The sequence below is a fragment of the Nonomuraea mesophila genome (genome assembly GCF_004352805.1).
Lineage (GTDB): Bacteria > Actinomycetota > Actinomycetes > Streptosporangiales > Streptosporangiaceae > Nonomuraea > Nonomuraea longispora.
Genome location: NZ_SMLD01000073.1, coordinates 29287 through 42742, shown reverse-complemented (window position 1 = coordinate 42742; position 13456 = coordinate 29287). Strand labels below are relative to the sequence as shown.

General features: G+C 72.0%; 10 protein-coding genes. 3 read left to right on the top strand and 7 right to left on the bottom strand.

Features of this window, described 5'->3' with window-relative positions; genetic code table 11:
- Positions 1–30 precede the first annotated feature (30 nt).
- Both E1295_RS25660 and E1295_RS25655 read right to left on the bottom strand, forming a co-directional pair.
- Complete coding sequence (locus tag E1295_RS25660; protein WP_132633460.1) at positions 31–681, bottom strand: response regulator; 651 nt, start codon at positions 679–681, stop codon at positions 31–33.
- Positions 678–1691 carry a sensor histidine kinase gene (locus E1295_RS25655; protein WP_132633458.1) on the bottom strand — a complete coding sequence of 338 codons (1014 nt, stop codon included), beginning with the start codon at positions 1689–1691 and terminating at the stop codon, positions 678–680. The genes E1295_RS25660 and E1295_RS25655 overlap by 4 nt, the downstream gene beginning before the upstream one ends.
- 291 nt (positions 1692–1982) lie before the next feature.
- On the opposite strand from E1295_RS25655, the gene E1295_RS25650 reads away from it, so the two are divergent.
- The 3 genes from E1295_RS25650 (at position 1983) to E1295_RS25640 (ending at position 4671) form a co-directional block, all read left to right on the top strand.
- Positions 1983–2441 carry a CBS domain-containing protein gene (locus tag E1295_RS25650; protein WP_132633456.1) on the top strand — a complete coding sequence of 153 codons (459 nt, stop codon included), beginning with the start codon at positions 1983–1985 and terminating at the stop codon, positions 2439–2441.
- Between the two features lie 188 nt (positions 2442–2629).
- Positions 2630–3916 (top strand): ArsB/NhaD family transporter, encoded by a 1287-nt coding sequence (locus E1295_RS25645; RefSeq protein WP_132633454.1) that lies wholly within the window; start codon positions 2630–2632, stop codon positions 3914–3916.
- 83 nt (positions 3917–3999) lie between these two features.
- On the top strand, positions 4000–4671 hold the full coding sequence (locus tag E1295_RS25640; protein WP_132633452.1) for a hypothetical protein: 672 nt from the start codon (positions 4000–4002) through the stop codon (positions 4669–4671).
- 59 nt (positions 4672–4730) lie between these two features.
- On the opposite strand, the gene E1295_RS25635 is transcribed toward E1295_RS25640, so the two are convergent.
- Genes E1295_RS25635 through E1295_RS25615 form a run of 5 tightly spaced genes read right to left on the bottom strand, consistent with a single transcriptional unit; the run spans position 4731 to position 13412 of the window.
- The gene (locus tag E1295_RS25635) at positions 4731–6131 is read right to left on the bottom strand and encodes a glycoside hydrolase family 28 protein (RefSeq protein WP_132633450.1); all 1401 of its coding nucleotides are present in this window, start codon (positions 6129–6131) and stop codon (positions 4731–4733) included.
- Between the two features lie 29 nt (positions 6132–6160).
- A complete protein-coding gene (locus tag E1295_RS25630; protein ID WP_132633448.1) occupies positions 6161–7165 on the bottom strand; it encodes a family 43 glycosylhydrolase in 1005 nt (334 codons plus the stop codon).
- On the bottom strand, positions 7162–9753 hold the full coding sequence (locus tag E1295_RS25625; RefSeq protein WP_132633446.1) for a family 78 glycoside hydrolase catalytic domain: 2592 nt from the start codon (positions 9751–9753) through the stop codon (positions 7162–7164). Before E1295_RS25625 ends, E1295_RS25630 begins: the two co-directional genes overlap by 4 nt.
- 15 nt (positions 9754–9768) lie before the next feature.
- Entirely contained in the window at positions 9769–11265 is a 1497-nt protein-coding gene (locus E1295_RS48960) for an alpha-L-fucosidase (protein WP_166427407.1), read from the bottom strand.
- Positions 11262–13412: a beta-galactosidase gene (locus E1295_RS25615; protein WP_132633442.1), complete on the bottom strand. Its 2151-nt coding sequence runs from the start codon at positions 13410–13412 to the stop codon at positions 11262–11264. The genes E1295_RS48960 and E1295_RS25615 overlap by 4 nt, the downstream gene beginning before the upstream one ends.
- Between the last annotated feature and the right edge of the window lie 44 nt (positions 13413–13456).

The following is a 13456-nucleotide window of genomic DNA, read 5'->3' as shown; positions in this document are numbered from 1 at the left end:
CCTGACGCCTGCCCCGCCGCGCGGCGCCCGTCAGGGTTCGACGAGGCCGGCGCGGATGGCGTAGCGGGTCAGCTCCAGCCGGTCGCGCATGCCGAGCTTCTGCAGGATGTTCGCGCGATGCCTGTCGACCGTCTTCACGCTTATCACCAGCGTCTCGGCGATGTCCTTCGCCGAGTTGCCCTCGGCGATCAGCTTGACGATCTCCTCCTCCCTGGGGGTCAGGATGCTCTCGGGCATGCGCTCACCCTCGCGGTCACGCTGCAGGTAGTCGCGGATGAGCGCGGTGACCGCGCCGGGGTAGAGGAACGGCTCGCCGCGCATCGTGGCCCGGCAGGCCTCCAGGAGGTCCTGATCGGCGGCCGACTTGAGCACGTAGCCCGAGGCGCCGACCTTGAGCGCTTCGAAGAAGTACTGCTCGTTGTCGTACATCGACAGGATGAGGATGCGGATGCCGGGCGCGCGCCGGGAGATCTCGCGGGCCGCCTGCAGGCCCGTCATGCGCGGCATCGCGATGTCGAGAACCGCCAGGTCGACCGCGTCGTCCGAGGCCGCGGCGACGGCTTCGGCGCCGTCGGCGGCCTCGGCGACCACCTCCAGGTCGGGCTCGGCGTTGAGGATCAGCCGCAATCCCTGACGGACCAGGGAGTGGTCGTCGGCCAGCAGGATCCGGGTCTTGTTCACGGGTGGAGGCTCCGATTCACGATGTCCGGGACGACCAGGCGCACGCACGTGCCATCGCCTGGCGGGGAGTCGATGACGAGACGGGCGCCTATGAGCAGGGCGCGCTCGCGCATGCCCCGGATCCCGGCGCCCTCCCGGGACACCCCTCCCCGGCCATTGTCGGTGATGCGCAGGGCCAGCCTGCGCCCGTCCGTGGTCAGGGAGAGTTCGGCACGGGTGGCGTCGGCGTGCCTGGCGATGTTCGTGAGGCTCTCCTGGGCGATCCGGTAGAGGACCAGCTCCACGTCAGCCCCCAGATCGGGAATATCCGGATCGATCGCGCGGGTCACCCTGACGCCGCTCCTCTGCGAGAGGTCGCTGCTCAACGCGCTCAGCGCGGCGTGCAGGCCGAGATCCTCCAGCACGCCGGGGCGCAACCTGCGGGCGACCTGGCGCACCTCGTCGAGGCTCGCGCGTACGCTCTCCTGGACGTCGCGCAGCTGGTCCTTGAGCCCGGCGGGGGCACGGTCGACCACCCGCTTGAGCCCCAGCAGCACCACGGTCAGGCTCTGGCCGATCTCGTCGTGCAACTCGCGGGCGATGCGCTGACGCTCGCCCTCCTGGGCGGCCAGCGCGTGCGCGCTGCTCGCGCTGCGCTCGGCCTCCAGCCGGTCGAGCATCGCGTTGAACGTGTCGATCAGATGGGCCAGGTCGCTGTTGCCGCTGCCGGCCAGCCGGTCGCCGGTGCGCAGCAGGTCGACCCGCTTCATGAGCGTGGTCAGCGCGTCGAGCGGCGCCAGGCTGCGGCGCAGCAGCAGCCCGTTGGCGGCCAGCATCAGCGTCAGCCCCACGAGCAGCACCGGCACCTCGGCCAGCACGACAGGCGCCGACACGGTGGCCGGCGAGATCGCCAGCACCAGCGTCCCCACCGCGTACACCAGCCCATTGATCACGAAAAGCCGTCGGAACAGCGCCTGCGCAGGCGGGCGTGGCGTGGCCATGGCCGCCTGCCGGTCGGTACGCTCGGTCATCTTCCCAGCCTCGCACTGACCAGGCTCGGCTTGGCGTGGTGGTCCATCTCACCAGCCTGCTTGTCGCCGGGGTCCACTGTCCATCCGGCCCGCGTACCAATTGTCGGGCGCGGTGCTACACGTTCTACCCCGGCGCATATGGGTGCCAGACCCAATGGTGACAGGGGAGGCCCGGCGACACCATTGAGGCGAAGCCGGATTGGAGTCAGCTATATGCCCCACACCACGACCGGCATTGACGCCGTGACCCCGCCGGGATCGCCCGGTCACGCCCCCGAACGGGAAGATGCCATGCGAGCCAGCGCCATAGCCGTGAACCTGCCGACCGTAACGGTCCGCGATCCGGTCACGAAAGCCGTGCGGCTCATGGCGCTGGCCCGGATGCCCGGTCTGATCGTCGTCGACGACGCGCGCCGGCCTTGGAGCGTGCTTCCCGGCACACAGGTGTTGCGGCTGACGGTTCCTGGCGCGTACCAGGAGGACCCCGCGCTCTGCCGGACGGTGGACGAGGCTCACGCCGACCTGTTCTGGGGAGAACTCGGCGACCTGACGGTGGGCGACTGCCTGTCGGTGCGTCCGGCCGTGCCCGCGACCGTTCCGCAGGACGCGACGCTGCTCGAGGTGGCCGCCCTCATGGCGAGGTTGCGCAGCCCGCTCGTCGCGGTCGTCGCGGACGACCGCACGCTCACGGGGGCCATCACCCTGGAGCGGCTGCTCACCAGCCTCGCACTCTCCGACCCGGACGACTGACCGCCCCAACCCACCCGACCCCCTCACCATCGGGCGTGCGCCAACGGCCACGTCCCGCTGTCGCGTGCTCACTTTCTGTGTTCAACTCCCGGAGGCAACGCCATGTTCCGCCAGCATTCCTTGACACCGTCATGTCCGGCGTCCATGACACCCGCCTGCGACCAGGCCGTGCCGCCAGGGCATCACGGATGAGCGCCTTCTTCGCGCTCGGGATCTTCTCGGTGGCGTACTTCTTCATCGCCACCGAGAAGGTCGACAAGGTCAAGGTGGTGCTCATCGCCGCCGGGTTGATGGCCGTGACCGGCCTCATCCCCGGCGCAGGCGTGTTCTTCTCCGAGCACGAGGGCATCGACTGGAACGTCATCTTCCTGTTGTTCGGTATGATGATCATTGTCGGGGTCATCAAGCAGACGGGGCTGTTCGACTATCTCGCGATCTGGGCCGCCAAGCGGTCGCGCGGCCGCCCCTACCGGCTCATGGTCATGCTGATGGTCATCACCGCGGTGGCCTCGCCCTTCCTCGACAACGTCACCACGATCATGCTGGTCGCGCCGGTCACCGTGGTGGTGTGCAACCGGCTGCACGTCCCCGCGCAGCCGTACATCATCGCGGAGGTCCTCGCCTCCAACATCGGTGGCGCGGCGACGCTCGTCGGTGACCCGCCCAACATCATCATCGGCAGCCGCGCCGGCCTGACCTTCAACGACTTCCTCGTGCACATGGCCCCCATCGTGGTGATCATCTTTGCGGTGTTCGTGCTGTTCACGCGGGTGTTGTTCCGTAAGTCGTTCCAGTACAACGAGGAACACGTCGCCGCGGTCATGGCGCTGCAGGAGCGGCGGGCCATCACCGACACCCGGCTCCTCGTCCGGTGCCTGGCGGTGCTCGCCGCCGTCGTCGTCGCGTTCGGGCTGCACGCCGTGGTGCACATCGAGCCGTCGATCGTCGCCCTGGTGGGCGCCGGGGTGATGCTGTTGGTGTCCCGCTCGAACGTGCACGACGTGCTGAGCGAGGTCGAGTGGCCCACGTTGGTGTTCTTCATGGGGCTGTTCGTCATGGTCGCGGGCCTCGTCCACACCGGCGTGATCGAGTCGATCGGCACCTGGGCCGTGGACGTGCTGGGCGACAACTACTTCCTCGCCGCTACGTCGCTGCTGTTCGGTTCCAGCGCGCTGGGCGCCTTCTTCGACAACATCCCGTACGTCGCCACGATGGCGCCCATCGTGGAAGGCGTCGTCGCGCAGGTGCCCGACCCGGAGACCGGCCAGGCCCTGTGGTGGGCGTTCGCCCTCGGCGCCGACTTCGGCGGCAACGGCACCGCGGTCGCCGCCAGCGCCAACGTGGTCGCCATCGGCATCGCCGCGCGTACCGGACACAAGATCAGCTTCTGGCAGTTCACCCGGTACGGCATCGTCGTCACCATCCTCAGCACGGCGATGGCATGGCTGTACGTCTGGCTGCGCTACTTCACCTGACCCCGCCCCTGAGGCGGGGCCAGGGTGAAATCAGGGACGATCACTGATGGGCCGGCCAGGCGGGACGGGGCATCGTGATCCTCATGAACCCTGCGAACCGCCTGGCCCAGGCCTCCTTCACCGCCGGGCCGGCCGCCCTGCTGCTCGGCTGGCTCCTCATGCGTCCCATCGACGGCGACCTCGTGCCCGGCCCATGGTGGACGGCCGCCCACGCGGTCTGGCTGGCCGGCTTCGTGATGTTCGGCGTCATGACGGCGGCGTTGCGGGGCGTGGCCGGGCCGGTGACGGGCGGGTGGCGGGTGGCGGTGGACGCGGCCGTGGCAGCGGGCATGATCGGCGTCGCCGCCAACGTCGTCCAGATGGCCATCGACCTGTACGCGGGCGCCACGGCCGTGGACGGCGCGGCCATGCGGGCGCTGTTCGAGCAGGTGAAGGGCTATCCCGGGGTGGAGGTGCTGGTCTACTCGGCGGGTGCCCACCTGTTCTTCGCCGCCCTCGTGGCGCTGGCCCTCATCCTGGTCGCGCTGCGCCGGGTCACCTTCGTCGGCGCCGGCGTCACCGTCGTCGGGGTGGTCGTGATGGCGGTGGCGACGTTCCAGACGGGCCGGGACGTGGCGCTGGTGGCGGTGGGCATGGCGCTCATCTGGCTCGGCGTGCTGCTGCTCGGCCGCGGTTCCGCCGCCGGCCCGTCCCTCGGGTCCTCGGCAGGCGTCGGTACGAACTCCGCGGGGATCGCCGGGCCGCAGGCTCCCTGAGCCGGGCCGAGGGGGAGGAGGCCCCATGAGCGGGAGGGCTCCCGCACATGGGGCCGTCGTCAGACGCGCCGGCCGTTGACCCACACGTTGCGCAGCACGAAGCCGGTCACGTCGGTCACCACGTCGTCCTCCGCCATCTCCTCGAACACGCTGTTCGTCACCCGCAGCCCCCGGATCGGGTTGCCCGGGTTGCCGATGAGGGCGAACGCCCTCGGCGCGCGCCCGGCCCGCAGCCGCCGGATGTCGATCCGGCCCACGTCGGGGAAGTAGGGGCCGGTGTGCTTGTTCTCGTAGTTGAGCGCCACCTCGACGACCGCGTCGGCCGCCTGCTCCACGGTGATGTCCTTGACGTAGACGTCCCTGACGTACCCGCCGCGTTCGGGGTTGGTCTTGATACGCACCGCCCGTTCCAGGCGAGGGCTGCTCATCGTGCAGTTCCACGCGAACACCCAGCTCACGCCGCCGGTGGTCTCGCTGCCGATGGTCACGCCGCCGTTGCCGTCGCGCATCACGCACGAGTCCACGAGCACGTTCGCGGACGGCGCGTCCACCCTGCGGCCGTCGGCGTTCTTGCCGGCCTTGATCGCCACGCAGTCGTCGCCCGTGTTGAACGCGCACCGCTCGATCAGCACGTCCACGCACGACTCGGGGTCGCAGCCGTCGTTGTTCGGGCCGTGCGGGCTGTCCACGGTGACCCGGCGGATGGTCACGTTCGTGCACAGGACCGGGTGGATGTTCCACATGGGGGAGTCCTTGACGGTGACGCCCTCGATGAGCACGTTGCGGCACTCGTACAGCTGGATCAGGTTGGGCCGCAGGTGGTGTCCCTCGCCGAACACCCGCTCCTCGACGGGCACGCCCTGCTCGGCCATGCTCGCGAGCAGCTTCTTGTCCGGGCCCTCCGTGGGAGGCGGGTCGCTCGACCAGTCCCACCAGTGCCCGGCGTCGGCCTGGCCGTCGATGACGCCGTCACCGGTGATCGCCACGTTGGTCCTGCCGCGGGCGTAGATGAACGGGGAGTAGTTCATCAGCTCGATGCCCTCGTACCGGGTGTGCACGACCGGCAGGTAGTCGGCGGGGTCGCGGCTGAACCTGAGGGTGGCCCCGGCCTCCAGGTGCAGGTCCACGTCGTCGGCCAGGTGGATCGCCCCCGTCAGGTACGTGCCCGCCGGCACCAGCACCCGCCCGCCCCCGGCCGCCGAGCAGGCCGCGATCGCGTCACGGAAGGCCTGGGTGCACATGGTGTCCCCGTCACCGGCGGCCCCGTGGTCGGTGATCGGGAAGGTGCGGCCGGGGAAGCGCGGCGGCTTGATGCGCCGCCTGATCCGTGGCACCCGGCTCCACGCCGCCGCGGCGGGGTCGGTGCTGGTGGCCAGGGCGGCGTCCGCACGGCCGGCCACCCCGGCGGCCAGCACGCCGCCCACGGCTCCGGCCAGCAACCTTCTGCGTAACTGGTCCATCGAAATCCTCCGTCTGCGCTAAGGGTTCTTCAGCCGCGGGCCATCGAGATGCCCCGCCGCTCCGCCTGGGTGTGCTCGCCGACCTGGTACGGCTCGCAGCGCCGCGCCGCCGTGTAGAAGTGGTACGGCCGTCCGTCCCGCGAGACGACGGCGGGTTTGTGCGCGTACGTCTCGTCCACCGACCCGGGCGGGCCCACGTCGACGAGGATCTCGCCGCTCTTGTGCCAGGTACGCAGGTCACGGGAGACCGCGTAGCTCTCGCGGGCGTGCCCGTCGAAGGACAGCCCGAAGTAGAACATCACCCACCAGTCGCCGTCGCGCAGCACGCACGGGTCGGAGGCGAACCGTTCGTCGAACGCGCCCTCGCCGCCGTGCGGCACGACCGGGCCGGAGCGGGGCCGCTCCCAGCGTTCGAGGTCGGGGGAGACAGCGTAGCCGATCTGCTCGCGCCAGCCGTCGTAGGTGCGGTTCTTGGCGTTGTAGAAGCAGTAGTAGAGGCCGTCGTGGCGCAGCAGCCACGACTTGTACAGGCCGCCGCGCTCCCACGCGCCGCCGTCCTGCGGGCGCAGCACCGAGCCGGTGTCCTCCCAGGTCAGCAGGTCGTCGCTGGAGAGGAAGCCGATGACGCCCGCGCCCGCCTCCATGCCCGGCTCCGGGTAGGCGTGGTAGGTCGCGTACGCCCGGCCGTCCAGCCAGGTCACCTGGCCCGCGGAGCCGAGCCGGTTGTCGCGCACGATCGACGTGAGCGCCGCGTTGTAGCGCCGGTGGGGGTGGCCGGGGTCGCGCGGCAGAATCACCTCGCCGGGGCTCCACGACTCCAGGTCCGGTGAGCGGCTCAGCGCGGTCTGGTAGCCGGTGCCGTCGAAGCCGACGTACGTCATCAGGTATTCGCCGCCGTCGGAGCAGACGAACGGGCAGTCCACGAAGAGGCTGTCGAAGCGGCCGGGCTGCCGCGACGGCTCCACCAGCAGCCGCCCGTCCTTGTGCGGGGTCCGCACCCGCGCGGGATCGTACCAGCCCGCCGGCCCGCTCATCGGCTCGCCTCGAACGTCCAGTGCCCGGCGGGTACGTCGAAGGCACGTTCGCCGAGCGCGACGGCCCCTCCGGGGGTGGCGTGCCGGGGCAGGCCGAGGTCCGGCAGCCGCACCTCGGCCGACGAACCCGGCGGGACCTCCACGTCGAGCACGTAACCGCCGTCGCGCCGCTCCCACGACACCGCGACCCTCCCGTACGGCGTCGTGGTGCCCGCCCGCACCGCCTCCAGGTCGCCGGGTGCGGCGGGTTCGATCAGCAGCCTGCGGAAGCCGGTGGAGCCCGGGGCCTGCCCGATGCCGCCGAGCCCCCGGTAGAACCAGGAGTCGATCGCGCCGAGCATGTAGTGGTTCTGCGACAGCCCGCGCGTCGGACCGTCCCACGCCTCGGTGAGTGCCGTGGCGCCATGCCTGACCTGGTAGCCGTAGCTCGGGTTGCCGGTCGAGACGGCGAACTCCCACAGCGCGTCGTGCCGTCCGGCGCGGGACAACACCCGGAACAACGCGGGCAGCACGACCTCGCCGACCGTGATGCCGCCGCCGCGCACGGCCTGGCTCACCCGATCGAGCACCCGGGGCACGAGGTCGCCGGGTACGACGCCCATGTCGAGCGCCAGGATCTCCGACGCCTGCGTGGCCTCGCCGGAGACCGCCCCCGGCAACGCGCCGGAGAACGCCCCGGGAAAAGCGCTCGTGAACGTGCCCGTGAACGCCGCCGAGATGTGCTCCGTCAGCGCGCCGTACCGTGCGGCGTCGTCGTCGCGGCCGAGCACGCCGGCGACCCGCGCCATCGTGCGCGCGGCCCGCCAGTAGCCCCACGTCGACACCAGCGGCACGGGTGTGCCGGAGTCGGGGGCGAGCCAGTCGCCGAGCCCGTGGCCGAGGATGCCGTCCTCCGACCGCCCGGTGAGATAGTCCACGTAGCGGCGCATCGCGTCGTAGTGGCGCTCCATCGCCGACGTGTCGCCGTACCAGCGGTAGAGCTGCCACGGCACGCGCACCAGCGCGCCGCCCCAGTTGGGGTCGTCCCTGAAAGGGCCGTCGAACACGACGTACTCGGGTGCGATGTCCGGCACCAGCCCGTCCGGGGTCTGCGCCTCGGCCATCGTGACCAGCAGCTCGCGGTAGTAGGCGGCGACGTCGTAGTTGCAGGCCACGACGTCGAAGAGCAGGTGGGTCTGCTCCAGCCAGCCCAGCTTCTCCCGGTGCGGGCAGTCGGTCAGGACGCTGTACATGTTGCCCCGCACCGCGCGGTCGATGATCCGGTGGATGTCGTTGACCAGCGGGTCGGACGTCTCGAACACCCCGGTGGGCGTGTTGTCCGCGCGCAGCACCAGCGCCGTCACCGCCTCGGCGCCGACGTGCTCGGGCAGGCCCTGCACCTCGACGTAGCGGAAGCCGTCGTAGCGGAAGCTCGGGTGCCAGGTCTGCGGGCCGTCCTTGGTGACGTACGTGTTGAAGATCGGCGCGCCCGTCGTGGGCTTCGACTGGATGACGCGGCCGAAGTCGTCGATCTGGTCGCCGGGCAGCAGCCGCAGGTGGCGCCCGGCCGGGAGGTCGAGTCGGAGTTCGGCCCAGCCGGCGACGACCGTGCCGACGTCGAACACCGCCGTGCCGTCCTTGGCGAGCCGCTTCTCCACGGCGGGCAGCGTCTCCGTGACCCGGATGGGCGGGCAGGCGCGGGCCCGGAGCGCGACGTCCGGCGCGTCCGGCACGGTCACCGGCCGCCAGCCCGAGCGGTCCGCGCCGGGGGCGTCCCACCCGTCGACGGCCAGGCGGGCGTCGTGGTCCTCGCCGCCGAACCAGTGCGAGCGCGTCGTGGGGCCGTCGGTGGCCAGCCAGCCAGGCCCGGTGCCGAACGTGCGCGACGACCCGTCGGCGTAGGCCACCTCCAGCTGCGCGATCGCCTTCGGCGCGCCCTTGGAGCCGTAGAACTTCATGTAGCGGTCCTGGTGCGGGTACACGTGCGCGATGCCGGGGCCGACCGCGATCCCGACCGCGTTCGCGCCCTCGCGCAGCAGCGCCGTCACGTCGTGCGTCGCGTACGCCACCCGCCGGGTGAAGTCGGTGTACGCCGGCTCCAGCACGGCATCCGTCACCGGCCTGCCGTTCACCGACGCCACGTAGACGCCGAGCCCCGCGACGTGCAGCCGGGCCCGCGCGACCGGCCCCGTCACGGTGAACTCGCCGGCCAGCAGCGGCAGCGGACGGCCCTCGCCGGCGCGCGGGTCGCCGGGGTCGTGCCAGTCCGGATGGGTGATCCAGGAGGCCGTCCAGTCGCCGGCGTCCAGCAGGCCCATCTCGAACCACGCGCCCCGGCTCCACGCCGACCACGCGCCGCCGGCGTCGCGGACGCGTACCTGCCAGTGCACGACGGCCCGGCTCGCCGGCGGGGACCCGCCGTACGTCACGCGCTGCCGCGCGGACTCGACCTCGCCGCTGTCCCACAGGTCGGCGGCGCCCTCGGCGGAGCCCGCCCGCACGTGGTAGCCGGTCTGCGCGAGCGTGCCGGTCAGCCGCCAGCTCAGCGGGGGCCTGGTGGTCTCGATGCCGAGGGGGTCGGTCAGGTCGCACGTTCGCAGGTCGCTCACCAAGACAGGGACTCCTCAGGTGATTCTGATCATGTACGCGGCCGTCGTGGGCGGCTCGGGCGGCAGGTCGGCGTAGAGCGCGTCGGGGGCGAGCCGCCAGCCGACGGGGCCGTGGCCGAGCAGTTCCACGGCGGCGGGACGGCGCTCCAGCAGCCCCGCCGAGGTGCCCAGGCTGGTGATCCTGGCCGTGCGGTCGTCCGGCCAGGCGAGCAGGGTGGCGTACACGGCCTCGCCCTTGCGGGTGAAGCGGATGTCGCCCGGCCGGTACGCGCGCTCGGCCTCGTTGTACCCCTCGTAGCCCTTGACCTCGCCCAGTCCCGTCGTGCCCTCGCCCGCGCGCAGCCAGGGCGTCGTGCCGTAGACGCCCTCGCCGCAGACGCGCAGCCAGGCGCCCACCTCGGCCAGCAGCGCGCGGGCGCGGGCGTCGACGGTGCCGTCGGCGTGCTGGGGGATGTTCAGCAGCAGGCAGCCGTTCTTGCTGACCACGTCGATCAGCGTGTGGATGATCTGCTGCGGGGTCTTGCGCGGATGGAACATCGGGCCGTCGTCGGCGCAGTCGAACCACTCGCCGTCGCTGGTGTCGAACTGCCACGGGTGGGGCTGGGCCTCGGCGAGCTGGCGGCGCTCACAGTCCATGACCACCGCGGTGCGGTCGGCGTCCGGCACGTCCTTGATCGTCACGATGCCGCCAGTCGGGCACGTGTTGTAGTAGCGGGCCAGGAGCTCCAGCCCGCCCGTGCTGACCGGCTCCGACTCCACCACGCTGCCCGCGTCGAACGGCAGCCGGCCGTCGTCGAGATAGACCAGGTCGGGACGGTAGCGGTCGAGCGCCTCGCCGACCCGGGCGTAGAAGCGCTCGGCGACGTGCGCGGGCGGCCGGGCTCCCGGGTCGTGCCGCTGCGGGTAGAGGGTCGCGGGATCGAGGCCGTCCCACCAGGTGCCGGCACCGTCGGCCCTGGTCAGCGCCCCGTCGTACGGCTCACCCGTCTCGGGGTCGCGGCCGTGCGCCACGTCGAGCCAGCGCCACGTCCAGTTGTGGTGGAAGCTGAGGCCGAAGGGCAGCCCGGCGGCGCGGGCCGCCCGCTCCCACGCGCCGACGATGTCACGGCGAGGGCCGACGCGGGCGGCGGTCCAGTCGTGTTGCCGGGAGTCCCACAGGTCGAAGTTGTCGCAGTGGGTGGCCAGGGCGACGAAGTAGCGGGCGCCGCTGGAGACGTACAGGTCGATGAGCTCATCAGGGTCGAAACGTTCGGCCCGCCACCGATGGAACAGGTCCTTGGCCCCGCCCCTGCCGAAGTGGGCCCGGTGGTGCGCGTGCTGGCGGCCGGCCCGCGCCCGCTCCCACGGCTCCGACCAGGGTTGCGTCCCGTAGAGGTGGCGGGCGTACCAGTCGCCTGAGCGGGCCACGGACTGCGGGCCCCAGTGCGACCAGATGCCGAACTTCGCCTCACCGAACCACGCGGGCACGCTGTGCCGGCGCAACGACTGCCAGTCCGGCCGGAAACCGCTCAAGTGATCACCCGTACGTCGAAGGGGGCCAGCCGGAGCGGGCCCGGGTCGAGGGGCCGCCGCCGCCCGGTGATCTCGACGGCCGGCCGGCTCACGGTCACCGCGTGCTCGCGGTCGGACCAGTTGTGCACGAACCAGAGGCGCTGCCCGCGCGCGTTCACCGCGGAGCGCACGGTGACCTGTGGCTGCCCGCCGTCGCCGACCAGCGGGACAGCGGGCCGCTGGTCCGCGTCGACGGCGGCCTGTTCGGTAGCCTGTTCGGCGGTCCGTTCGGCGGCTCGGGCGGCGATGCGGCGGAACAGCGCCGCCGCCAGTGTCCTGCCGGGCAGGGTGCCGACGTAGGTCACCGTGCCGCGCCCGGTGCGGTGCTCGGTGACGGCGGGCCAGCGGCCGAAGTGGTGGTGGTCGTAGCGGGCCAGCACCTCGGCCCCCTCCGGCTCCAGCGCGTCCGCCCAGTGACGGGCCCAGTGATGGGCCCAGTGATGGGCAGAGTGCCGGGTGTCGTCCTCCGCGAGCCCGTGCACGGGGACGGGGCCGGGCAGCGTCGAGTACTCCAGGTAGCGCACCCCGGCCACCTCGCGCAGCGGTCCGGGCGCGACCTCGGCCCGCGCCCGTGCCTCCTCGTCGGCGTACCCGGTGCGGAAGGTCAGCACCAGGTGCCCGCCGTCGCGCACGTACGCGGTCAGCGCGCCGGCCGTCGCCGCGGACAGGCAGTAGAGCGCGGGCGCCACCACGACGGGGAAGCGCCGGGCGCCGAACTGCTCCGGCGTCACGAAGCCCGCCTGCAGCCCCGCGTCGCTCGCCCCCTGGTAGAACGCCGCGACGATGCGCTCGTAGGAGTCGCGGTCGGGGTCGCGTCCGTCGAGGGTGAGCGGCGGCTGGAACGCCAGCGCCCACTTGCTGTCGGGGGAGCAGACGAACCCGACGTCGGCGTCGGGGGTCAGCCCGGCCAGGTCGTCGCCCGCCCGGTCGAGCTCCGCGCCCAGCGCCGCGATCTCGTCGTAGATCCGGCCCGGCGTCATGGCGTGGCCGAGGATGCCGCCCCAGTACGTCTCGGCGCCGTCGTGCAGCGTGTTCCAGTGCCAGTACGAGATCATTTCGGCCCCGCGCGCGACCAGCGCCCAGGCCGCCTGGCGCAGCTGGCCGTCGTAGGGGGTGAGGTTGAGCTGGGATCCGGCGATCGAGGTCGCGTTCGTCTCGGTCACCCAGAAGCGGCGCTGCTTGGAGCCGTACATGCGGTCGGCCGCCTGGAACAGCGCGTCGGGCCCGGCGGCGAACCAGCCGGGCTCGGCGGGCCGGTCCTCGGCGTCCCTGATGAGCGCGTCCTGCGCCAGGTAGTAGGCGTTCCCGCTGGTGACGGTCAGGTGTTCGGACAGCCGTACGTCGTCCAGGGCCGGCCGCTGGTAGGCCAGGCACGTGGTGAGGGCGCGGTCGGCGGGCACCAGCTCGCGTACGAGCTCGGCCTGCCAGGCGATGAACCTGGTGGTCAGCTCGGCCTGGAAGCGCCGCCACGCGAGATCGTACGACGGAGTGGTGTTGCCGTCGGGACGCCACAGCTCGGCCCAGTCGCCCAGGCGGTGCGACCAGTACGCCAGCCCCCATTCCTCGTTCAGCCGTCCCACGTCGCCGTATCGTTCGGCGAGCCAGGCCGTGAAGCGCTCGAAGACCGGCTCGTTGTGGATGAGGTGCAGCCCCGGCTCGTTGTCGAGCTGGATGCCGATGACGGCGGGGTGGCCGCCGTGCCGCCCGACGACGGCGCGGATGACGCGCTCGGCGTGGCGCAGGAAGATCGGCGAGGTGAAGTCGGCCTCCTGGCGCGCGCCCCACGGGACGCGGGCCCCGCCGGCCCGCACGACGGCCAGCTCGGGGTGCTTGCGCTGCAGCCAGGGCGGGACGGCGTAGGTCGGGGTGCCCAGGAGCACGCCGATGCCGCGCTCGTGCGCCGCGTCCAGCACCGGGGTCAGCCAGTCGAGGTCGAACTCGCCGTCGCGGGGCTCCCAGGTGGACCAGACGGACTCGCCGACGCGGATGAGCCCGATCTTCGCCTGGGCCATCAGATCGAGGTCGCGTTCGGGATCGGGGGAGCGCTGATACTCGGGGTAGTACGCGGTGCCGAATCGGATGCTGGGGGTGGGGGGCGGTGGCGTCATGGGCTCCCCGTGACGTGACGGACCGATGGCGAGCTTAAAACGTT